Origin of the sequence: Paraburkholderia panacisoli (assembly GCF_008369935.1) — a bacterium.
GTDB classification, from domain to species: domain Bacteria; phylum Pseudomonadota; class Gammaproteobacteria; order Burkholderiales; family Burkholderiaceae; genus Paraburkholderia; species Paraburkholderia panacisoli.
The window spans coordinates 1-20831 of sequence record NZ_VTUZ01000075.1 but is presented as its reverse complement, the minus strand read 5'-3'; the positions used below and the strand labels follow the sequence as shown (position 1 = coordinate 20831).

Below are 20831 nucleotides of genomic sequence, written 5' to 3'. Positions count from 1 at the left end.
AGCATCGATGCAAGTTCATGAATCAACAACCGTCGCGGCGCATGCCGATCTGCGAGTCGACGGCGCGCGGCTCTGGGACAGTCTCATGCAACTCGCGCGGATCGGCGCCACCGACAAAGGCGGTGTGTGCCGGCTCGCATTGACGGACCTGGACCGCGAGGCGCGTGAGCTTTTCATCGCGTGGGCGAAGGCGATCGGCTGCAGCGTGCGGATCGACGCGATCGGCAATATCTTCGCGCGCCGCGCCGGCTTGCGCGACGACCTGCCGCCGGTGATGACCGGCAGCCACATCGACACGCAGCCGACGGGCGGCAAGTTCGACGGCAACTACGGCGTGCTGGCCGGTCTCGAAGTGCTGCGCACGCTCGCCGATGCCAACGTGCAAACGCTCGCGCCGCTGGAAGTCGCAGTGTGGACCAACGAGGAAGGTTCGCGCTTCGTGCCGGTGATGATGGGCTCGGGCGTGTTCGCCGGTGCGTTCTCGCTGGAGCATGCGTTGGCGCAACGCGATCGCGAGGGCGTGTCGGTGCGCGACGCGCTGGCGGCGATCGGCTATGCCGGCGAGAGCGGAAAGCCGCATGACGTCGGTGCGTATTTCGAGGCGCATATCGAACAGGGGCCGGTGCTGGAGGCGCACGATAAAACCATCGGGGTGGTGCAAGGCGCGCTTGGTCAACGCTGGTACGACGTGACCGTGCACGGGATGGAAGCGCATGCAGGACCGACGCCGATGGCGTTGCGCCGCGACGCGCTGCTCGTCGCCGCGGATCTGATTCACGCGGTCAACCGCATCGCACTCGATTACGCGCCGCATGGCCGCGGCACGGTGGGCTGGCTCGACGTGCATCCGAATTCGCGCAACGTGATTCCGGGCCGCGTGACGCTCACGGTCGATCTGCGTGCCGCCGACGACACCACGCTCACCGCGATGGACCGCGCGTTGCACGCAGCCTGCTCGGCGGCGGGCGAGCAGAGCGGCATCGCCGTCGAAGTGGAACAGGTGGTGTATTTCCCGCCACAGCCGTTCGCTGCGGAACTGGTCGCCGCCGTGAAGCAGGGTGCGGATATGCTCGGCTTTTCGTCGATGGACGTGATCAGCGGGGCGGGCCACGACGCCGTCTATCTGGCGCGAGTCGCGCCCGCCGCGATGATCTTCGTGCCGTGCAAGGACGGCATCAGTCACAACGAAATCGAGGACGCGCGCGCCGATCATCTGGAAGCCGGCTGCAACGTGCTGTTGCAGGCGATGCTGGACGCGGCGCAGAAGGTAGGGAGTGCCAACGCATGAAAATCCTGATCGCGCGGATGAATCACGAGACCAACACGTTCTCGCCGGTGGCGACGCCGCTCGCCGCATTCGGCCGCAACGGCCCGAGCTATGGTGAGGACGCGTTCAACGAAAACAAAGGCATGCAAACGGCGATGGCCGCGTTCATCGACGCCGCCGAGCGCGAGCACGCCGAGATCGTGACGCCGGTATCGGCGGCGGCGAATCCGAGCGGACCGGTCGAGGCCGCCGCTTACGCTGCGATCTGCGACGCGATCGTGGCGGCGGCGAGCGGCTGCGACGCGGTGATGCTCGATCTGCACGGCGCGATGGTCGCCGAGAATTCGAACGACGGTGAAGGCGATCTGCTCGAACGCGTGCGCGCATTGCTGCCGGATGCGCCAATCGCGGTCGCGCTCGATCTGCACGGCAACGTCACGCAGAAGATGATCGACAACGCGGATGTGATCGTCAGCTTCAAGACCTATCCGCATGTCGACATGTACGAGACTGGCGCGCACGCGGCGCGTCTGATGTTCGACCTCGTGCATGGCAAAACGAAGCCAGTGATCGCGTGGCGTCAGCCGCCGCTGCTCACGCACACGCTGCGCAGCGCGACCGCCGAAGGCGCGATGAAGCGCGCAGTGGACGCCGCGCGCGCGGCCGAAGCGGGCGGCATGCTGGCGGTGTCGGTGTTGTCCGGCTTCTCGCTGGCCGATATTGCCGCGCCGTGCATCAGTGTCGTCGTGGTGGGCAATGGCGAGCGCGCTGAAGCCGAAGCGGTGGCGGAGCGCATCGCGCGGCAGATCTGGGACGAGCGCGATGATTTCGTGTATCGCAGCGCGCCGCTCGCGGAGTCGGTCGCGCACGCCGCGTCGCTCGCGCAGGGCGCCGACAAACCGGTGCTGTTGCTCGATCACGGCGACAACTGCATGTCGGGCGGCACCTGCGACACAATGGACCTGCTCGAAGAAGCGTTGCGGCAGAAGCTCGAAGGCATCGTCAGCGGACCGTTGTGCGATCCGCAGGCGGTCGCGGCGTTGATGTCGGCGGGCGTCGGCAGCACGGTGACGGTGACGATCGGCAACAAGGTCGCGAGCAATGCATTGACGCCGCGTCCGCCGCTCGCGGTGACCGGCGTGGTGCGCGCGTTGACCGATGGCGAGTACGTGATCAGCGGCCCGACCTACACTGGCCAGCGTGCGTTCATGGGACGCGCCGCCGTCCTCGATACGGGCACAGTGAAGCTCGTGATGACCGAGCGTACGCACGAGCCGTGGGACCTCGGCGTGTTCGAGAGCGTCGGCATCGATCCGCGTCGCGCGCGTTTCCTGCTGCTCAAATCGCGCATGTACTGCCGCCCGGTATTCGTGCCGATCGCCGCTGCGTTGGTGGAATGCGATAGCCGTGGCGTGACGAGTTCCGACTACGGGCTGTTCGCATTCGAGCACGTGAAGCGGCCGGTTTATCCGCTGGACACACGCACCGAGTGGGCGTCGACGAATTGAACGAAGCATGCGCGTCGGCATAAATAGCGATCGGGGCTTGTGCTGTTCGCGCGGAGTCTCTATAATTCGCGCCTCTAAAGGCTCGTAGCTCAGTTGGTTAGAGCACCACCTTGACATGGTGGGGGTCGTTGGTTCGAATCCAATCGAGCCTACCAACGCATCAGTGACGTAGACGAAAGCGGTTCCGCTTTCGTCTACTGTCCTGTCAGTTTTTCTCTTCCGCATTGCTTCCCGTTCATTGCCATTCGACTCCTCCGCGAGTTCCATTGCGCGTTCACGCTTGCCGGATCGCATCGGCGTTCTCGAATGCGCGGTACAGTTGAGTCTTCCGCTTTCGCAACTGAAGCAACTGCCGTCAGCGCGCGACGCGACGCTGCGCCGGCAGCCAAAAAAGGCGCTGGCGCAATGAAGAAGCTCATCAACGACGTCCGCGCCGTCGTCCCCGACATGCTCGATGGACTCGCGGCGCTCAATCCCAATCTCTCGCTGTTGCAAGGCGGCACGATCGTCGTGCGGGCCGATGCCGAGGCCGTTGCAGCACGCGGCGAAGTCGCGCTGATCTCGGGCGGCGGCTCGGGCCATGAGCCCGCGCATGGCGGCTATGTGGGCCACGGCATGCTGAGCGCAGCGGTGGCGGGCGAGGTCTTCACCTCGCCGTCCACCGACGCGGTGCTCGACGCGATCCGCGCGGTCGCCGGTGCGGCAGGCGTATTGCTGATCGTGAAGAACTACACGGGCGACCGCTTCAACTTCGGCCTCGCCGCCGAGATCGCTCGCGCCGAGGGCATTCCCACCGAGATGGTGATCGTCGCCGACGACGTCGCGCTGGTCGCGAGCGGCGACCATGCGGGCCGTCGCGGGCTTGCGGGGACCGTGCTGGTCCACAAGATCGCCGGTGCCGCGGCCGCCGGCGGCCGGCCGTTGGCCGAGGTCGCGCGGATCGCGCGCGAGGTCGCCGCTTCGCTCGGCACGATGGGCGTGGCGCTCACGCCGTGCACGGTGCCCGCAGCGGGCAAGCCGGGGTTCGAGCTTGCCGATGGCGAAATCGAATGGGGGCTCGGCATTCATGGCGAACCCGGTGTGGAGCGTGGCGCGATGGAGCCGGCCGACGCGATCGTCGGCAAGCTGCTGGCAAAGATCGTCAGCGACCTGTCGCTGCAAGCCGGAGAGCGGGTGGCGCTGCTGGTGAACAATCTCGGCGGCACGCCGTCGAGTGAATTGAGCATCGTGGCCGGGTCCGCGTTGCGCAATCTGGCCGCATGCGGCATCAAGGTGGAGCGCGCGTGGGCCGGCACGTTCCTGAGCGCGCTGGAAATGGCGGGCGTCTCGTTGACGCTACTGTGCGTGGACGACGAGCGGGTCGCCTGGCTCGACGCCGTCGCGCACACCAGCGCGTGGCCTTCGTTGAGCGGCCGCGTCGCGCAGGTTTCCGTGCGTCCCGCGCCCGTCACGCCGGAGCGCGCAAGCGGCGCGGCGCTCGCGCGTGAAGCGCCCCTGCGCCGTGCGATCGAAGCCGTTTGCGCGTGCTTGCTGACAGCGGAGCCGATCTTGACCGAGATGGATCAACGCGTCGGCGATGGCGATCTCGGCATCAGCCTGTCGCGTGGCGCGCGTGCCGTGCTCGATGAACTCGACTCGTATCCTTCGTCGCCGGGCGGCATATTGCGCGGCATGTCGGCGACGCTGCGACGCGTGGTCGGCGGCACTTCGGGCCCGCTGTACGCGGTGATGCTATTGCGTGCCGCCGTCGCGCTCGAACATTCAGGCGGCTCGACGGCGAAGGAATGGGCGGCGGCATTCGGTGCGGGCGTCGACGGATTGATGGAGCTGGGCGGTGCGCAGCCGGGCGATCGCACGATGGTCGATGCGCTGAAGCCTGCCGCCGATGCGTTGCAGTCCGCCCTCGCTCGTTCGGAGCGAACTGGACTCGCGTTGCAGGCAGTTGTCGATGCGGCCACCGAAGGGACGGCTCGCACGGCGTCGATGCATCCACGGCGAGGGCGTTCGAGCTATGTCGGCGATCGCGCGCTCGGTCATGCGGACCCCGGCGCGCATGCGGTGGCGTTGTGGCTTGCTGCGATTCGCGACGCGTTAGCGGATTGAGCGGCGTTGCGCGAGCGTGCTCGTGCTCGTTCCCGTGCCCGAAAAGAAAACGGCTAACAGCAACAACGCTGTTAGCCGTGTGACCTTGTAGTCGACATCAAGTCTCTACAAACAGCACTCGCCGTCGAAATAAGCCTTGCGCCAGCGGGTAATCGTCACCCGCTCGAAAAGGTGGACCAACGAAAACGGATCGGCCGCAATAAACTTCGCGGCTTCCTTGCGCGTTTCCGCGATCAGGCCGCCGTCAGGGGCGCAGCAGATCGAAGGCGGCCAGCACCACGATCCCGCTGAGGGCGATCAGCGCCACCGAGTGCTGTCCGACATAAAGCAGGCCTGCAGCCGACCAGCTCGTCAGAGCGAATGCGGCGATACGTTTCATACTTGATAAACCCGGATTCAGAAGCCCAAAGCAACGGCCAGCAAGCCGCTGACCACGCCGCATACCACCACCGCCAGCGGCACCACCGTCAGCACACGCCTCGGGAACGAGCGGCCGAGCATGGCCATCGACGGCACGCTGATCAGCGGCAGCGTCAGCAGCAATGCGCCAGCGGGACCGGTTGCCATGCCGAACGACAGCATCGCCTGAATGATCGGCACTTCGCCGGCGGTCGGAATCACGAACAGCGTGCCCGCGATCGACAACGCGATGATCCACACCAGGCTGTTGTCGATGTTCGGTCCGATGTGCGGAAACAGCCACGCGCGCGCCGCGCCGAGAATCAGCACCAGCACGATGTATTCGGGCACGAGGCGCAGCGTCATCCTGCCCAGGATTTTCACCCAGCGCGTGAAAGCGGTGCCGGGGTCGTCGGCGGACACCAGTAGCGAGAGGGCTTCGCGCGACGCTTCGGCTTCTTTCGGCGTGACCATGCGGTTCACCAGATAGCCGAGGCCGAACACCATCACGATGCTGAGCGCGAGCCGCAAGCCCATCCACTGCCAGCCGAGCACGAAGCCCATGAAGATCAGCGTGGCCGGATTCAGCGCAGTGTTGCCGAGCCAGAACGCGATCGCCGCGCCCGGCGCCGCCTGGCGCGCGCGCAAACCGGCGACGACCGGGGCCGCACAGCAAGTGCACATCATGCCCGGCAACGACAGCAAGCCGCCCTTCACCACACTGCTGAAATCGGTGCGGCCGAGCGCGCGCGCAACCCATTGCGGCGGAATCAGCGCCTGTACCGCCGAGCCGAGCAGCAGGCCGAGCACCATGGCTTGCCAGATCGCTTTGCCGTACGCGAGCGCGTAATCGATCGCGGCTTGCCACGAGGCCTCCGGCGCGCTCGCCGACGTGCCCATCAGGATCGACTTGCCGATGGAGTGCTGGTTCGCGGCGACGAATGCGCGGTTGTAGTACGGGAACCACTTCACATAGAAGAGGCCGACCACGGCGATCAGCAGGAATACGACCCAGCCAAGCGCGACACGAGGTTGCCGAACAGTTGTTTGCATATTGGTTTCAAGCGATGGTTTTGATCAGATGACAGCGGGCGCGCGGTTGTCGAGCCGCGCAAGCAGTGTTCTCGCCTGTTCGACGAGATCGGCGTCGTTGGGGCGGAAAGTCATTTGCAGCGCGTGCGGCAACTGCGCGAAATGCTGATGGCTGCTGCGCGCATAGGCCGGATCGTAGTGCCGCTCGATCAGCTGGTGGGCCAGTTCGGCGCGCTGGTTTTCGTCGACGAGCCGCTGCCAGCCCGCGACGCGCTCGCGGCTATGCAAGCCGATCATCCGTTGCAGTTGCGCTTTCAGCGCTTCGGGGTCGTCGAACAGGTGCGCGTAGTCGTGCAGCAGAAACGCCGCGCGATCTTCGCGGCTCGACAGCACCTTCACGCACGCACCCTGTTGAAACGCTTCCAGCAGCGCGAGCGGCAGCGCCACCGAACCGATGCGCCGGCTCTCCGCTTCGACGAACACCGGCCGGCCTGGATCGAACTCGCGCAGCGCGCTGACGAGCAGCGTGTCGAAACGCTTTTGCGAGGGCTGCGGCACGCCCGCCCATGCGCCGAGCAGCGAGCCGCGATGCGCGGCCAGCGCTTCGAGGTCGAGCGTCTGCGCGCCGGCCTGGTGCAGGGCCGACAGCAGACGCGTCTTGCCGCTGCCGGTCGGGCCGACCAGCGCGATGTAGGCGAACGCTTTCGGCAGCGTGTCGAGCGCCGCGAGCGTGGCGCGCCGGTAGCTCTTGTAGCCGCCGTCCAGCTGGCGCGCCTGCCAGCCGATCATGTTGAACAGCGTCGTGACCGAGCCCGAGCGCTTGCCGCCGCGCCAGCAGTAGATCAGCGGCCGCCAGTTGCGCGGCCGGTCGGCGAAGGTCGTTTCCAGATGATGCGCGATGTTGCGCGCGACCAGCGCCGCGCCGATCCGCGTGGCTTCGAACGCCGACACCTGCTTGTACGTCGTGCCGACCAGCACGCGTTCTTCGTTGCTCAGTACCGGCGCGTTGAGCGCGCCCGGAATGTGGTCTTCCGCAAACTCGAGAGGCGTGCGCACATCGATGATTTCATCGAAATCACCTACTTTTTCGAGGCTGACGAGAAGGTTTTTCAAGGGAAGAAGACAAAACGGGTCGGCGGGAGGAATGAAATTATCGCATGCGCGGCCAAGGCGGGCCGCCGACGCGCGCGGCCGGGGCTCCTGCGTTACGCGCGCTTCGTCCCATGCTTCGGCCCGTGCCTTGAGCGCGGCGTCCGCTCGTGCGTCAAACGACTTCGACGCGCCTTTCTCCGGTGACCATTTCGCCGATCACGCGCGCGTCGCCGAACCCGTCGGCATGGAACAGCGCAAGCACTTCGTCGACCGTTTCGGGCGCGCACGAAACCAGCAGGCCGCCCGAGGTTTGCGGGTCGGTCAGCAGCGCGCGCGCCGTCGCCGGCAGTGTCGCGGGTAGCGCGATATCTTTACCGTAGGCGTCCCAGTTGCGCCCCGATGCGCCGGTAAAAATACCCGCTTCCGCGAGGCCGAGCACGTTCGGCAGCCACGGCAGGTCCGTGTAACGCACGCGGGCAGTCAGATTCGAGCCGCGCGCCAGTTCGAGCGTATGCCCGAGCAGCCCGAAACCGGTGATGTCCGTCAGCGCATGCACGCCGTCCAGCCTCGCCAACTCCGCACCGGGGCGGTTGAGTTTGGTCGTCGCGCCGATCATCGCCGCGTAGCCGGCGGCGTCCAGTTGGTCCTTCTTCAGCGCCGCCGAGAGAATGCCGACGCCGAGCGGCTTGCCGAGAACCAGCACGTCGCCGGCTCGAGCCCCCGCATTGCGTTTGACGCGCTTCGGATCGACCACGCCGAGTGCGACGAGTCCATAGATCGGCTCGACCGAATCGATCGAATGGCCGCCGGCGAGCGGAATGCCGGCCTCGGCGCACACGGACTCGCCGCCCTTCAACACGGCCGCGATCACGTCGTGCGGCAGCACGTTGATCGGCATGCCGACGATGGCGAGTGCCATGATCGGCTTGCCTCCCATCGCGTAGACATCGGACAGCGCGTTGGTCGCGGCGATCCGGCCGAAGTCGAACGGATCGTCGACGATCGGCATGAAGAAGTCGGTGGTAGCGACGATGGCCTGCTCGTCGTTGAGCTTGTAGACGGCGGCGTCGTCGGCGGTGTCGTTGCCGACCAGCAGATCGGGAAAGAACGGCAGCGGCGCGCTGCGCTTGAGCAGGTCGGCAAGGAGGCCGGGGGCGATCTTGCAGCCGCAGCCGCCGCCGTGCGACAGGCTGGTGAGTCGGGGCGATTGACGGGTCGGGGCGTGGGTGTCGGTCATGATGGCGCGATTCTCGGGCTTCGGATGACCGCAATTATGATGGTTGTTCGTGTGTGGCGCTGCGCACGCGCAGTTTTCCGCAGACAAGTCCTGATAAGAAAGCAAAGGTGCAGTCGGCCGCCGATCCCAAATAGGTGGGGCACCGCAGATTGAATGAATGGCTAAAACAACACCCGGGCGAAATATGTTCCGCCAGGCTGCGACAAATTGTCCGCGTCCGCAATCGTTATTTGTTGCTGCCGGCACCCGTTCCGTACAAGCCATTGTCGAATCCGCCCGCGCCGTGCGTCTTCTGATCCTTGCCCCCGGTCTTGCCGCGCGAGGTCGCCGAGCCGCCGTCGCGAGTTTGCGGCTTATGCGATTCATGGATTGCCGAGGCGGCCGGATCGGGCTCGGAGCCCATCGCGGAAGTACGATTTTCTTGCTGTGATGTGCCGCTGCCTTGGGGAATTTGCGCAATGCCGCACGGGCTTGCGGCGAGCATCGCGGTCCCGAGTGCCAGTGACGCCCAACCCTTCGACGCGCGCCGGGTCGCTACAAAGCAAAGATTTTGTCTCATGAAAATAAGCCTGTCATTGATGGGTGATAGGACGAAGCGCGATCACCGCATAAAGGTGGATGAATTGCTCTTAAGGATGCAGCAGAAACAATGCCCGGAATTGTTAAAGAACAGGCTGTGACGCTTCATATTTATCGCATGGCGGGATCGAGTATTTATCTCACTGCATCACTTAATACGGGCACCTATAATCACTATCAGTATCCCGAAAAGAGCCGAGGCCATTAATGACCCACATGTCCCGGCGACAATTCATGAAGGTTTCCGCCACCACGCTCGCCGGATCGAGTCTAGCCCTGATGGGCTTCTCGCCGACCCCCGCGTTAGCGGAAGTCCGTCAGTACAAATTGTCGCGCACAACCGAAACCCGCAATACCTGTCCGTACTGTTCGGTGGGTTGCGGCATCCTGATGTATGGACTGGGCGACAACGCCAAGAACGCGAAGTCCAGCATCATCCACATCGAAGGCGATCCTGACCATCCGGTCAATCGCGGCACGCTTTGCCCGAAAGGCGCGAGCCTGATCGACTTCATTCATAGCCCGAGCCGGTTGAGACACCCCGAGTACCGCGCGGCGGGATCGAATGAATGGAAACGCATCTCGTGGGAAGACGCGCTCGACCGTATCGCCAGACTGATGAAGGAGGACCGCGATGCCAACTTTGTCGAGACGACGGAAGACGGCAAGAAGGTCAATCGCTGGCTGACCACCGGCATGCTGGCCGCCTCTGCCGGTAGCAACGAAGTAGGCTATTTGACGCACAAGACTGTCCGCAGTCTTGGCATGCTCGCATTCGACAATCAAGCACGTGTCTGACACGGCCCGACGGTGGCAGGTCTTGCCCCGACGTTTGGCCGTGGAGCGATGACGAACCATTGGGTCGACATCAAGAACGCGGATGTGATTCTCGTGATGGGCGGCAATGCGGCCGAGGCGCACCCATGCGGTTTCAAGTGGGTCACGGAAGCCAAGGCGCATCGCAAGGCGCGCTTGATCGTGGTCGACCCGCGCTTTACGCGCACGGCGTCGGTGGCGGACTATTACGCGCAGATCCGGACCGGCTCGGACATCGTGTTCCTGGGCGGGGTGATCAACTATCTGCTCACCAACGACAAGATCCAGCACGAGTACGTGAAGAACTACACGGACATGTCGTTCATCGTCCGTGAAGACTTTTCGTTTACCGACGGTCTGTACTCCGGCTACAACGCCGAAAAGCGCAGCTACGACAAGACCTCGTGGGACTACGAGCGCGGCGACGACGGCTTCGTCAAGGTCGATCCGACGCTGCAAGACCCGCGCTGCGTCTATCAGCTGATGAAGCAGCACTATTCGCGCTATACGCCCGAGCAGGTCGAGAAAGCCTGCGGCACGCCGAAGGAGAAGTTCCTGCACGTGTGCGAGATGCTGGCATCGACGGCGGTCCCCGGGCGCGCCGGCACGATCCTGTACGCGCTCGGCTGGACGCATCACTCGGTCGGCTCGCAGATCATCCGCACCGGCGCGATGGTGCAGCTGCTGCTGGGCAACATCGGCATCGCGGGCGGCGGCATGAACGCGTTGCGCGGCCACTCGAACATCCAGGGCCTGACCGACCTCGGCCTGATGTCGAACCTGCTGCCGGGCTACATGACGCTGCCGGTGGAAGCGGAGCAGGACTTCGACGCGTACATCACGAAGCGCGCCGCGCAGCCGCTGCGGCCGAACCAGTTGAGCTACTGGCGCAACTATCGCGCGTTCCACGTCAGCTTCATGAAGTCGTGGTGGGGCGACAACGCAACGGCCGAGAACAACTTCGGCTTCGACTACCTGCCGAAGCTGGATAAGTCATACGACATGCTGCAGGTCTTCGAGCTGATGAATCAAGGCAAGATGACCGGCTACATCGCGCAGGGCTTCAACCCGCTCGCCGCGGCGCCGAACAAGGCGAAGATCGGCGCGAGTCTGGCCAAGCTGAAGTGGCTCGTCATCATGGACCCGCTCGCCACCGAAACTTCCGAGTTCTGGAAGAACCACGGCGCTTTCAACGACGTCGATACGGCGTCGATCCAGACTGAAGTGTTCCGTCTGCCGACCACCTGCTTCGCGGAAGAGCGCGGCTCGCTGGTCAGTTCGAGCCGCGTGCTGCAGTGGCACTGGCAGGGTGCGGAAGGCCCGGGCGAAGCGAAGAGCGATCTCGAGATCATGTCGGGGCTGTGGTTGCGCATTCGCGATGCTTATAGAAAGGACGGCGGCAAGTATCCCGATCCGATTCTCAACATGAGCTGGCCGTATTCCAATCCGGAAAGCCCTACGCCCGAAGAACTCGCAATGGAGTTCAACGGGAAGGCCCTCGCCGACGTCACCGATCCGACCGACAAAACCAAGGTGCTCGCGAAGCGGGGCGAACAGCTGGCGAGCTTCGCACAGTTGCGCGACGACGGGAGCACCGCGAGCGGCTGCTGGATCTTCTGCGGATCGTGGACCCAGGCGGGCAATCAGATGGGCCGCCGCGACAACTCCGACCCGACCGGCATCGGCAATACGCTGAACTGGGCGTGGGCATGGCCGGCGAACCGGCGGATTCTGTACAACCGGGCGTCGTGCGACGTCAGCGGCAAGCCGTTCGATCCGAAGCGCAAGCTGATCGCGTGGAACGGCCGCGCGTGGGCGGGTGCCGACGTCCCCGACTTCAAGGTCGATGAACCGCCCGAGAACGGCATGAATCCGTTCATCATGAATCCGGAGGGCGTGGCGCGCTTCTTTGCACGTGACGGTTTGGTCGAAGGGCCATTCCCCGAGCACTACGAACCGTTCGAGACGCCGCTCGGCTACAACCCGCTGCATCCGGACAACAAGGCGGCCGTCAGCAATCCGGCGGCGCGCGTGTTCCCTGGCGACCGGGCGGCGTTCGGCACGCACGAGAACTTCCCGCATACGGCGACCACGTATCGTCTGACCGAGCATTTCCACTACTGGACCAAGCATGCGCATCTGAACGCGATCATTCAGCCGGAACAGTTCGTGGAGATCGGCGAGGATCTGGCGAAAGAGGTCGGCGTGGTGGCGGGGGACCGCATCAAGGTGTCGTCCAATCGCGGGCACGTCATTGCCGTGGCGCTCGTCACCAAGCGGATCAAAACGCTGACAATTGAAGGAAAGAAAGTACAGACGGTCGGCTTGCCGTTGCATTGGGGCTTCAAGGGAATCACCAGGCCGGGCTATCTCATCAATACGCTGACGCCTTCCGTGGGCGATGGGAATTCGCAAACACCGGAATTCAAGTCGTTCCTCGTCAAGGTCGAAAAGGCATAAGGAAAAGAGATGGCACTGCAATCACTGGATATCAAACGCATCTCGGCCACGACCGTGCCCGCGCCGCAAGCGCGTGAGCCGGCCACGGGCACGGTCGCCAAGCTCATCGACGTGTCGAAGTGCATTGGCTGCAAGGCATGTCAGACCGCCTGCATGGAGTGGAACGACCTGCGCGATGAAGTCGGCGTGAACGTCGGCGTGTACGACAACCCGGCCGATCTGAGCGAGCATTCGTGGACCGTCATGCGTTTCTCCGAGTACGAGAACGCGCAAGGCGATCTGGAGTGGCTGATCCGCAAGGACGGCTGCATGCACTGCGAGGATCCTGGCTGTCTGAAGGCCTGTCCGTCGCCTGGCGCGATCGTGCAGTACACGAACGGCATCGTGGATTTCCACGAGGAAAACTGCATTGGCTGCGGCTATTGCATCACCGGCTGCCCGTTCAACGTGCCGCGCATTTCGAAGAAGGACCACCGCGCATACAAGTGCACGCTGTGTTCGGATCGTGTGGCGGTGGGTCAGGAACCGGCTTGCGTGAAGACCTGCCCGACCGGCGCGATCATGTTCGGCACCAAGGAGGACATGCATCAGCAGGCCGCGGACCGGATCGTGGATCTGAAGGAACGGGGTTTCCAGAACGCCGGCCTGTACGATCCCGCGGGGGTGGGCGGCACGCACGTGATGTACGTGCTGCATCATGCCGATCGTCCGTCGCTGTATCACGGCTTGCCGGAGAATCCGAAAATCAGCGCGATGGTTTCGCTGTGGAAGGGGCTGGCGAAGCCACTGGCGTTGGCGGGCATCGCGTTCGCGGCGGTGGCCGGTTTCTTCCACTACACGCGTGTCGGTCCGAACGAGGTGACGGAAGAGGACGAAGCCGTAGCCCAGCGCGAAGCCGACGAAGCACGCCGTTCGAGGGAGGCATCCAATGAAGCACCCTGAGCATACCGAGCTGAAGGACGTGAAGGGCAACAGCCTGATCGTGCGCTACACGCCGAACGAGCGCACGAATCACTGGATCACCGCGATCTCGTTTGTATTGCTGGCGATCTCCGGCCTCGCCATGTTTCATCCGGCGATGTCGTGGCTCTACGCGATTCTCGGCGGCGGGCAATGGACGCGGATTCTGCATCCGTTCATCGGCTGCGTGATGTTCGTGTCGTTCCTGATTCTTGCGTTGCGCTTCTGGCATCACAACTATCTCGACAACGCCGACCTGCAGTGGATGCGGCAGATCGACGACGTGCTCAACAATCGCGAGGAAAAGCTCCCCGCGATCGGCAAGTACAACGCCGGTCAGAAGCTGCTGTTCTTCACGATGGTAGTCTGTCTCGTGTTGCTGCTCGCAAGCGGTATTGTGATCTGGCGGCGCTACTTCTCGTTCTATTTCCCGATCGGGATCATCCGGCTCGCGGCAGTGGTGCATGCGGCCGCGGCGTTCGTGCTGATGGTCGGCATCGTCGTGCATATCTATGCGGCGTTGTGGGTCAAGGGCTCGATCGGCGCGATGACGCGCGGCACCGTGACTTACGGCTGGGCGAGAAAGCATCATCCGAACTGGTTCAAGGAAATCATCGGCAAGTAACAGCAGCGCGTTTGCCAGCGTACTGCACACCGAGCCGCCGCCCTTGTTCGATGAAGCGCGGCGGCTCTTCAGTTTCCGGCGCGGTTTTCAGCGCAGTTTTCAGAGGTCGATACTGTGGTTCAACGCATTCTCGAAGCCGGCGATATCGAGTCGCTCGATCACTCGGCGATACCCCGCATCCGCACGCCCGAGCGGCTCGCGGTGTTCGCGCCGCGCGCCGCGCGCCTGCGCCAGCTCGCGGCCCTCGACAATCCGATCGCCGGCTATCTACGCCTGATGGCCGTGCTCGCCGACGCGCAGCAAGCGGTGATCACGAGCTTCAAGGCGCAGCCGCCCAGCCCTGAGTTGATCGCGAGCGCGCAACAGCATTCGATGCCGCTGATTCCTGCGCTCTCCGGCGTGCGCGATCCGGCGTGGCGCGACGTGCTGCGCCAGCTGCTCGACAGGATCGAAGGCGCGGGCCCGCTCACGCCGCCGCTCGAAGCGCTGGTGGCCCGCTTGCGCACGCTCGACACCGCCACGCTCGAAGCGCAGGCCGACGCGCTCTTCGCGCAGCGCTTCGAAGAAATCGATCCGGCCAGCGCGCCGTTCATCATGGCCGCGTTGCAGGTGGTCTGGACCGATCTCGCCGCCGACATCGACAAGCGCGAAGTGCCGTACATCGAAACGCTCGGCCTGTGTCCCGTGTGCGGATCGCATCCGGTGGCAAGCACGGTGCGCGTGGGCGGCGTGTATGACAATTACCGCTACCTGCAATGCGGCTTGTGCTCGACCGAGTGGCACATGGTGCGCTCGAAATGCTCGAACTGCGATTCGACCAAGGGCATTGCGTATCACGCGGTCGGCTCGCCGGACGCCGACGACGCCACGCGGCAAGCGGAAGCGAAAAACGCCGCGCTGAAGGCGGAGTCGTGCGACGAATGCCATACTTACCGGAAGATCGGCATTCAGTCGAAGGACTACGACTTCGATCCGTTCGCGGACGATCTCGCTAGCCTCACGCTGGATCTGCTGATGGGGGCGGAGGGTTATCGGCGCGCGTCGCCGCATCCGTGGCTGTGGCCCGAGCAGGCCGGCGGCGCGGAGGAGCCCGCCGACGAGGCCGGGTCCGATTAGACCCGGCCGGACGCGCCTACCGGACACGACTAAAAAGGATTGCTTCGTGAGCGATGTGAGCGGCTCGGAATTGCGCGCGCTGATGGCGCGCGTGCCGTCGGTGGAAAAAGTCATGGCGTCGGCGGAGTTTGCGGCGCTCATCAGCGAATATGGGCGCACGCAGGTGCTGGACACCGTGCGCGCGGCGCTCGACGCCTGGCGCGCGAGCGCGCAAGCGGGCGGCGCGTCGGTCGGCGCGCTCGACAGCCGGCAACTGCACGCGACGGTCGAAGCCGTACTGCGCCGGCGCAACGAATCGCGCTTGCGCAGCGTATTCAATCTGACCGGCACCGTGCTGCACACCAATCTCGGCCGCGCGCTCTTGCCCGACGAGGCGGTGCAGGCCGTGATGAAAGCGCTCACGCAACCCGCCAACCTCGAGTTCGATCTCGGCACCGGCAAGCGCGGCGACCGCGACGATCTGATCGACGAACTCATCTGCGAACTGACCGGGGCCGAAGCGGCAACCGTGGTCAACAACAACGCCGCCGCGGTGCTGCTCACGCTGTCCGCGCTGGCGTCGAAGAAGGAAGTCGTCGTGTCGCGCGGCGAGCTGGTCGAGATCGGCGGCGCGTTTCGCATTCCTGACATCATGAGCCGCGCGGGCGCCCGGCTGCGCGAAGTCGGCACGACCAATCGCACGCATCTGAAGGACTATGACGACGCCATCGGCCCGCAAACCGCGCTGCTGATGAAGGTCCACGCGAGCAATTACGCGATCCACGGATTCACCAAAGAGGTCGGCCTCGACGAAATTGCGCCGCTTGCGCATGCGCGCGGCCTCGCGGTCGTCGTGGACCTCGGCAGCGGCACGCTGGTCGATCTGAGTCAATGGGGCCTGCCGCGCGAGCCGACCGTGCGCGAAACCGTCGAAGCCGGCGCCGACCTCGTCACGTTCAGCGGCGACAAGCTGCTCGGCGGTCCGCAAGCCGGGTTGATCGTCGGGCGGCGCGATCTGATCGCGAAGATCAAGAAGCATCCGCTCAAGCGCGCGCTGCGCGTCGGCAAGCTCACGCTCGCGGCGCTGGAGCCCGTGCTTCAGCTATATCGCGCGCCGGAAAAGCTGGTGGAACGGCTGACCACGCTGCGTCTGCTCACGCGTCCCACCGACGACATCCGCCTTGCCGCAGAGCGCGTGCAGCCTGCGTTGCAACGCGCGGTCGGCGAGCAGTATGCGGTGCTCGCCGAGCCGATGTTCAGCCAGATCGGCAGCGGCGCGTTGCCCGTCGACGTGCTGCCGAGCTACGGCCTCGTCGTCAGAATGGCCGACGGCAAGCGTGGCGGCCGTCACCTGCTCACGCTGGAAAAGCTGCTGCGCGAGATGGCGCGGCCGGTGATCGGCCGTATCGCAGATGACGCATTGCGCCTCGATCTGCGCTGCCTCGAAGCCGCCGATGAAGCGCAACTGATCGGGCAACTGCTCGAACGACCGAAGGACACGCACGCATGATCGTCGGTACGGCGGGACATATCGACCACGGTAAGACGAGCCTGGTGAAGGCTTTGTCGGGCGTCGATACGGATCGTCTCAAGGAAGAGAAAGCGCGCGGCATTTCGATCGAGCTCGGTTACGCGTATGTGCCGCTCGAGAATGGCGACGTGCTCGGTCTGATCGACGTGCCGGGCCACGAAAAGCTCGTGCACACGATGACCGCTGGCGCGAGCGGAATCGATTTCGCGCTCCTCGTGATCGCCGCCGACGACGGCGTGATGCCGCAAACGCGCGAGCATCTGGCGATCGTGGAACTGCTCGGCATTCAGCGCGGCGCGATCGCGTTGACCAAGGTGGATCGCGTGGACGCGCAGCGGTTGCGCGAAGTGCGCGACGAGGTGAGCGCGTTTCTGAGCGACAGCGTGCTGCACGATGCGCCGGTGTTCGAGACCTGTGCGACGCGCGGCGACGATCCCGGCGTGGCCGCGCTGAAAGCGCATCTGCACCAGACGGCCGCGGCCTGGCATAGAAAGCGTGCTGACGGCCTGTTCCGTCTTGCGATCGATCGCGTCTTCACGCTCGCGGGGCAGGGCACGATCGTCACGGGCACGGTGGTCTCCGGTAGCGTGAGCGTCGGCGAGACGATGCTGCTCGCGCCGAAGAATCAGTCGGTGCGCGTGCGCAGCATCCATGCGCAGAATCGCCCCGCCGCGACTGGACGCGCTGGCGAGCGCTGCGCGTTGAACCTCGCGGGCATCGAGAAGAGCGCGATCGAGCGCGGCGACTGGGTGCTCGATCCGCGTCTGTCGCAAGCGTCGGAGCGGGTCGACGTGATGCTGACGCTGCTCGCCGACGCGCCGTTCACGCTGGAGCATTGGACACCGCTGCACGTGCACCTGGGCACGCAGCATCAGGTTGCGCATGTGGCGTTGCTCGAGGGTGAAACGCTCGGCGCAGGTCGGCGTGCGCGCGTGCAACTCGCGTTCGAGCGGGCGGTGTGCGCGGTGCCGGGCGACCGCTTCGTCGTACGAAATGCCCAGGCCAATCGCACGGTGGGTGGCGGCCATGTGCTCGATCCGTTCGCGCCGTCGCGCAAGCGGCGCTCGCCTGAGCGGCTAGCGTGGCTCGATGCGATGCAGACGATGCTCGACACCGGTGCGCTCGACGCGATGTTCGCGAGGGCGCCACACGGTCTTTCGCGCGCGTTGCTGGAAAGATTGACGGGCATGCCGGCGGCCGCGCTCGCGTTGCCGTCCGACACGCGCGTTGTCGATCTGCCCGGTCACGATGCGTTGCTCGTTGCCGATGCGTTATGGCAGGCCTTGACCACGCGGCTGACCGGGACGCTCGCGCAGTACCACGAGCGCTCGCCTGACGAACTGGGGCCCGACGTTTCGCGCTTGCGGCGGATTGCCGCGCCTCTGGTGGACGATGCGTTGTGGCGCGCGTTAGTCGACGATGCCGCTGCGCGCGGCGAGATCGTCAAACGCGGGCCCTGGCTGCATTTGCCCGGTCACACCGTGACGCTCGACGACGCCGACCGGGCGCTCGCGGCGGCGCTGCTGCCTGAAGTCAAGGCGGGGCGTTTCGATCCGCCGTGGGTGCGCGATCTGGCAAACGCGCATGGCGTGCCCGAGGAGCGCATGCGTCAATTGATGCGCAAACTTGCGCGGCAGGGCGAGCTTTTCCAGGTCGTGAAGGACCTCTTTTATCACCAGGAGGTGATTCGCGAACTGGCGTCGATCGCGGCAGCCGAGGCACGGAAGAACGCGGGCACGGTAGCGGCTGCGCCGTTTCGCGATGTCACCGGACTGGGGCGCAAACGCGCGATTCAGCTTTTGGAGTTCTTCGACCGGGTTGGGTATACTCGCTTCCACCGTGGGCTGCATCTGATGCGCGCGGATAGTCGTTGGCTCGATCTGCTCTGATCGTTGATCGGCGTCGTGTTGTTTAATCACCGTAGGAAGGCATTCGTATCCGGTGGTGCGGCTGGGCTTCAAACCCAGTAGGGGGTGTCAGACACTCCCTGGTCGGTTCGACTCCGGCTGCCTTCCGCCGCCGTTTGACAAGGGTTTGCGGGTAATTCGACGACGAAATCCTTTCATTTTAGTTTTATGCCCCTCTGTGCCCCCCGAATTCCCCGCAGGAATGACACAGGCATGCCACAACTATTCCTTGGTGTCGAACATTGCTACCGCGCGTAATCCTGCACCACGGTCGGCTTCCGGCATCCAGCGCCCATAGACACGATAGATCATCGTCTGGTCCGCGTGTCCCATCTGCTTTGACACCCACATCGGCGGCTCGCCGGCGGAGAGCATCATTGATGCATAGGTGTGGCGGGTCTGATAGGGGTTGCGATAGCGGATGCCGTGCAGCTTGTTGGCCTTGCGCATGATGACCTGCCATACGTCATATATCTTGCCATGGCCCGCCCATCGCTTGCCGGTGCGCGGGTCGTGAAAGATCGCTTTGTGCGCCTTATCCGTGTGTTCCTTTTGTGCATTCAGCGCCGCGACCGCCGGTGGCAACAGCTTGACCTGACGCCTGCCGGACACCGTCTTGGTTGTTTCGACCTTGCCATTGGCCTCGCGCGTCATGGCCTTCCAAACCTTCACGACACCCGCGTCCCAATCGATGTCCGACCAAGTGAGTGCGACGAGTTCGCTTGTACGCAAGCCCGTCCAGAAGGCGAACTTCAGATAGTTGCGCATCTGCGGGTCTGCGAGCGCGAGAATCTGCGCTTGTTCTTCGGATGAAAAGGGATCGACGGGGGCCTTTGTTAGAAGCTCGCAGACGTTCACTTCCTCTACCCGCACGCTGATCTTGCGCGAGTAGGTAAAGGCGCCCAGAGGGTTGATGTCGACGAGATGCTGATCGAGCGCTGCAGCAAGCGCTTGCCGGACTACCGTCTGAATGTTGGCTAATCGCTTGTTCGAGATGGGTTTTGGCCGTTGCTGATCAAGTGACTTGAGCCACGCCACAGCGGCTCGATCTGCTTCGCGTCATACCAGCGATAGCCCATAAGCAAGCCCTCGTTGTACGGCACGTTGAGATCGCTTGACGAGATGACGGGCTGCGGTAAATCGGAGTCCTGTTTCGGAAACGAGATTGGCAGCTTGCCGGACGGATTTGCGTCGCCGAACAGCATATCGGCAATGGCCCGTCCGCCCTGTCCGCCCGGATACCAGGTCTCGAGGACCGCGTGCGACTCGGCTTACCCTGAAGCTGGACGTGGCAATTGGTGCGTGACTACGGCTGACCACCGCCTCGGATAGGGAGCCGACGGCTATCGGCTGCTTGAATCCGCCGCCCGGAAGGGGACGGAGGGCGGTCATGGAGCGTGGGAACAGTCATCCAAGGCGAGATGTCTTTGTCTTTGCGTGCGCGGCGCCTCACACGAAGTCACCTCATGCATGACGCGCATGGGTCGACCAGGTGCTCTCCACCGCATCTCTGGCGCAACGCGGTCAGCTGTTCCCGCAACAGCAGCAGTTCGGTGATTCGCGTATTAACGTGCTCGATGTGGTCCTCGACAGCGATTTGATGGCACCACAATTGGAGCAATTGCCGTCATTGGCATTAAGCAGCTCTCGCACCTTCATCTTGGGTCATGTCGAGCGCCCGGCAGTTACGAATGAACCGCAGTCGCGCCGTGCTCGGGTCATGGGCTCGGTGGCGGAGAGCTTCGCTATTATGCAGGGCATAGTGTGCGGTTCCCGGCGCTCCGCGTGCTTGGCTCAAGCGGCTCGAGCATTTGGCTCGTCTTGGCGTTGAGCGATTGAACTGCGGCCACCTTCAAAGTCCGAGTTCTCTCACTGGTATCTCAATGGAAACTGAAACTAAAGTAACTGTTCTTCGCCAAATTCCGTGGACCGTCTGGATGCTCGGCTGCGTCAGCTTGTTCATGGACGTTTTGTCCGAAATCATCCACAGCCTGCTGCCCAGGTTCCTCATGGCAAGCCTTGGCGCCGCGCGACCAAGATTGGTGGATAGCGTCAAGCAGGAAGTCCGGTTTACCGACAAACATCTTGGCCGGTCGACCGAGGTGATTGTCGCTGCGTCAGGGGGTCATGGTTGTCGCTCCGTTCGGGGTGTCAGTGGGTAATTGACGGCGGCGCTCTTTCTGTTTGTCGCTGGCTGTGCGGCGCCGATAGCTTTCGACA

15 protein-coding genes, 2 tRNA genes and 3 pseudogenes are annotated in these 20831 nt (G+C 64.2%); 12 read left to right on the top strand and 8 right to left on the bottom strand.

What is annotated here, in order from left to right; genetic code table 11:
* Window positions 1–7: 7 nt before the first annotated feature.
* From FVF58_RS47960 to dhaK, 4 genes are all read left to right on the top strand, one after another.
* Window positions 8–1288, top strand: a complete 1281-nt coding sequence (locus FVF58_RS47960) for a Zn-dependent hydrolase (protein ID WP_149676521.1) — start codon at window positions 8–10, stop codon at window positions 1286–1288.
* On the top strand, window positions 1285–2775 hold the full coding sequence (locus tag FVF58_RS47955; protein ID WP_149676520.1) for a M81 family metallopeptidase: 1491 nt from the start codon (window positions 1285–1287) through the stop codon (window positions 2773–2775). Before FVF58_RS47960 ends, FVF58_RS47955 begins: the two co-directional genes overlap by 4 nt.
* A gap of 78 nt (window positions 2776–2853) precedes the next feature.
* Window positions 2854–2930: transfer RNA gene (locus FVF58_RS47950), tRNA-Val, on the top strand.
* A gap of 250 nt (window positions 2931–3180) precedes the next feature.
* Window positions 3181–4878, top strand: a complete 1698-nt coding sequence (gene dhaK / locus FVF58_RS47945; protein ID WP_149676519.1) for a dihydroxyacetone kinase subunit DhaK — start codon at window positions 3181–3183, stop codon at window positions 4876–4878.
* Window positions 4879–4983: 105 nt separating this feature from the next.
* Here dhaK and FVF58_RS53875 read toward each other — a convergent pair.
* From FVF58_RS53875 to FVF58_RS47920, 6 genes and pseudogenes are all read right to left on the bottom strand, one after another.
* Window positions 4984–5121 (bottom strand): annotated as a pseudogene (locus FVF58_RS53875) (YciI family protein); the annotation flags it as partial.
* 1 nt (window position 5122) lies between these two features.
* Window positions 5123–5257 carry a hypothetical protein gene (locus FVF58_RS54375; RefSeq protein ID WP_281291359.1) on the bottom strand — a complete coding sequence of 45 codons (135 nt, stop codon included), beginning with the start codon at window positions 5255–5257 and terminating at the stop codon, window positions 5123–5125.
* A 17-nt stretch (window positions 5258–5274) separates the two neighbouring features.
* Window positions 5275–6330, bottom strand: a complete 1056-nt coding sequence (locus tag FVF58_RS47935; protein WP_149676518.1) for a permease — start codon at window positions 6328–6330, stop codon at window positions 5275–5277.
* Window positions 6331–6354: 24 nt separating this feature from the next.
* Window positions 6355–7422 (bottom strand): tRNA 2-selenouridine(34) synthase MnmH, encoded by a 1068-nt coding sequence (gene mnmH / locus FVF58_RS47930; RefSeq protein ID WP_149676517.1) that lies wholly within the window; start codon window positions 7420–7422, stop codon window positions 6355–6357.
* 151 nt (window positions 7423–7573) lie between these two features.
* Window positions 7574–8638 (bottom strand): selenide, water dikinase SelD, encoded by a 1065-nt coding sequence (gene selD / locus FVF58_RS47925; protein WP_149676516.1) that lies wholly within the window; start codon window positions 8636–8638, stop codon window positions 7574–7576.
* 226 nt (window positions 8639–8864) lie between these two features.
* Window positions 8865–9122, bottom strand: a complete 258-nt coding sequence (locus FVF58_RS47920; RefSeq protein WP_188131198.1) for a beta-xylosidase — start codon at window positions 9120–9122, stop codon at window positions 8865–8867.
* A gap of 302 nt (window positions 9123–9424) precedes the next feature.
* Between FVF58_RS47920 and fdnG the strand changes: the two genes are divergently transcribed.
* The 7 genes from fdnG (at window position 9425) to FVF58_RS47885 (ending at window position 18720) form a co-directional block, all read left to right on the top strand.
* On the top strand, window positions 9425–12493 hold the full coding sequence (gene fdnG / locus FVF58_RS47915) for a formate dehydrogenase-N subunit alpha (protein ID WP_149676514.1): 3069 nt from the start codon (window positions 9425–9427) through the stop codon (window positions 12491–12493).
* 9 nt (window positions 12494–12502) lie between these two features.
* Window positions 12503–13435 (top strand): formate dehydrogenase subunit beta, encoded by a 933-nt coding sequence (fdxH, locus tag FVF58_RS47910; RefSeq protein WP_149676513.1) that lies wholly within the window; start codon window positions 12503–12505, stop codon window positions 13433–13435.
* Window positions 13422–14078, top strand: a complete 657-nt coding sequence (locus FVF58_RS47905) for a formate dehydrogenase subunit gamma (protein WP_149676512.1) — start codon at window positions 13422–13424, stop codon at window positions 14076–14078. Before fdxH ends, FVF58_RS47905 begins: the two co-directional genes overlap by 14 nt.
* Window positions 14079–14192: 114 nt before the next feature.
* Window positions 14193–15194, top strand: coding sequence for a formate dehydrogenase accessory protein FdhE (fdhE, locus tag FVF58_RS47900; RefSeq protein WP_149676511.1), 1002 nt, complete (start codon window positions 14193–14195; stop codon window positions 15192–15194).
* A gap of 46 nt (window positions 15195–15240) precedes the next feature.
* Window positions 15241–16683: an L-seryl-tRNA(Sec) selenium transferase gene (gene selA / locus FVF58_RS47895; protein ID WP_149676510.1), complete on the top strand. Its 1443-nt coding sequence runs from the start codon at window positions 15241–15243 to the stop codon at window positions 16681–16683.
* The gene (gene selB / locus FVF58_RS47890; RefSeq protein ID WP_149676509.1) at window positions 16680–18593 is read left to right on the top strand and encodes a selenocysteine-specific translation elongation factor; all 1914 of its coding nucleotides are present in this window, start codon (window positions 16680–16682) and stop codon (window positions 18591–18593) included. Before selA ends, selB begins: the two co-directional genes overlap by 4 nt.
* A gap of 34 nt (window positions 18594–18627) precedes the next feature.
* A tRNA-Sec gene (locus tag FVF58_RS47885) sits at window positions 18628–18720 on the top strand.
* Between the two features lie 113 nt (window positions 18721–18833).
* Here FVF58_RS47885 and FVF58_RS47880 read toward each other — a convergent pair.
* Together FVF58_RS47880 and FVF58_RS47875 are read right to left on the bottom strand one after the other, a co-directional pair.
* Window positions 18834–19469, bottom strand: a complete 636-nt coding sequence (locus tag FVF58_RS47880) for a site-specific integrase (protein WP_281291360.1) — start codon at window positions 19467–19469, stop codon at window positions 18834–18836.
* A 176-nt stretch (window positions 19470–19645) separates the two neighbouring features.
* Window positions 19646–19882, bottom strand: a pseudogene (locus FVF58_RS47875) (glycoside hydrolase family 3 protein); the annotation flags it as partial.
* Between the two features lie 612 nt (window positions 19883–20494).
* Here FVF58_RS47875 and FVF58_RS53870 point away from each other — a divergent pair.
* Window positions 20495–20641, top strand: a pseudogene (locus tag FVF58_RS53870) (MFS transporter); the annotation flags it as partial.
* Window positions 20642–20831: the final 190 nt, after the last annotated feature.

Bases quoted from the DNA above. Each gene is read 5' to 3' on its own strand.
- FVF58_RS47960 (WP_149676521.1), top strand. From the start codon at position 8: ATGCAAGTTCATGAATCAACAACCGTCGCGGCGCATGCCGATCTGCGA.
- FVF58_RS47955 (WP_149676520.1), top strand. From the start codon at position 1,285: ATGAAAATCCTGATCGCGCGGATGAATCACGAGACCAACACGTTCTCG.
- dhaK (WP_149676519.1), top strand. From the start codon at position 3,181: ATGAAGAAGCTCATCAACGACGTCCGCGCCGTCGTCCCCGACATGCTC.
- FVF58_RS54375 (WP_281291359.1), bottom strand. From the start codon at position 5,257: ATGAAACGTATCGCCGCATTCGCTCTGACGAGCTGGTCGGCTGCAGGC.
- FVF58_RS47935 (WP_149676518.1), bottom strand. From the start codon at position 6,330: ATGCAAACAACTGTTCGGCAACCTCGTGTCGCGCTTGGCTGGGTCGTA.
- selD (WP_149676516.1), bottom strand. From the start codon at position 8,638: ATGACCGACACCCACGCCCCGACCCGTCAATCGCCCCGACTCACCAGC.
- FVF58_RS47920 (WP_188131198.1), bottom strand. From the start codon at position 9,122: ATGCTCGCCGCAAGCCCGTGCGGCATTGCGCAAATTCCCCAAGGCAGC.
- fdxH (WP_149676513.1), top strand. From the start codon at position 12,503: ATGGCACTGCAATCACTGGATATCAAACGCATCTCGGCCACGACCGTG.
- FVF58_RS47905 (WP_149676512.1), top strand. From the start codon at position 13,422: ATGAAGCACCCTGAGCATACCGAGCTGAAGGACGTGAAGGGCAACAGC.
- selB (WP_149676509.1), top strand. From the start codon at position 16,680: ATGATCGTCGGTACGGCGGGACATATCGACCACGGTAAGACGAGCCTG.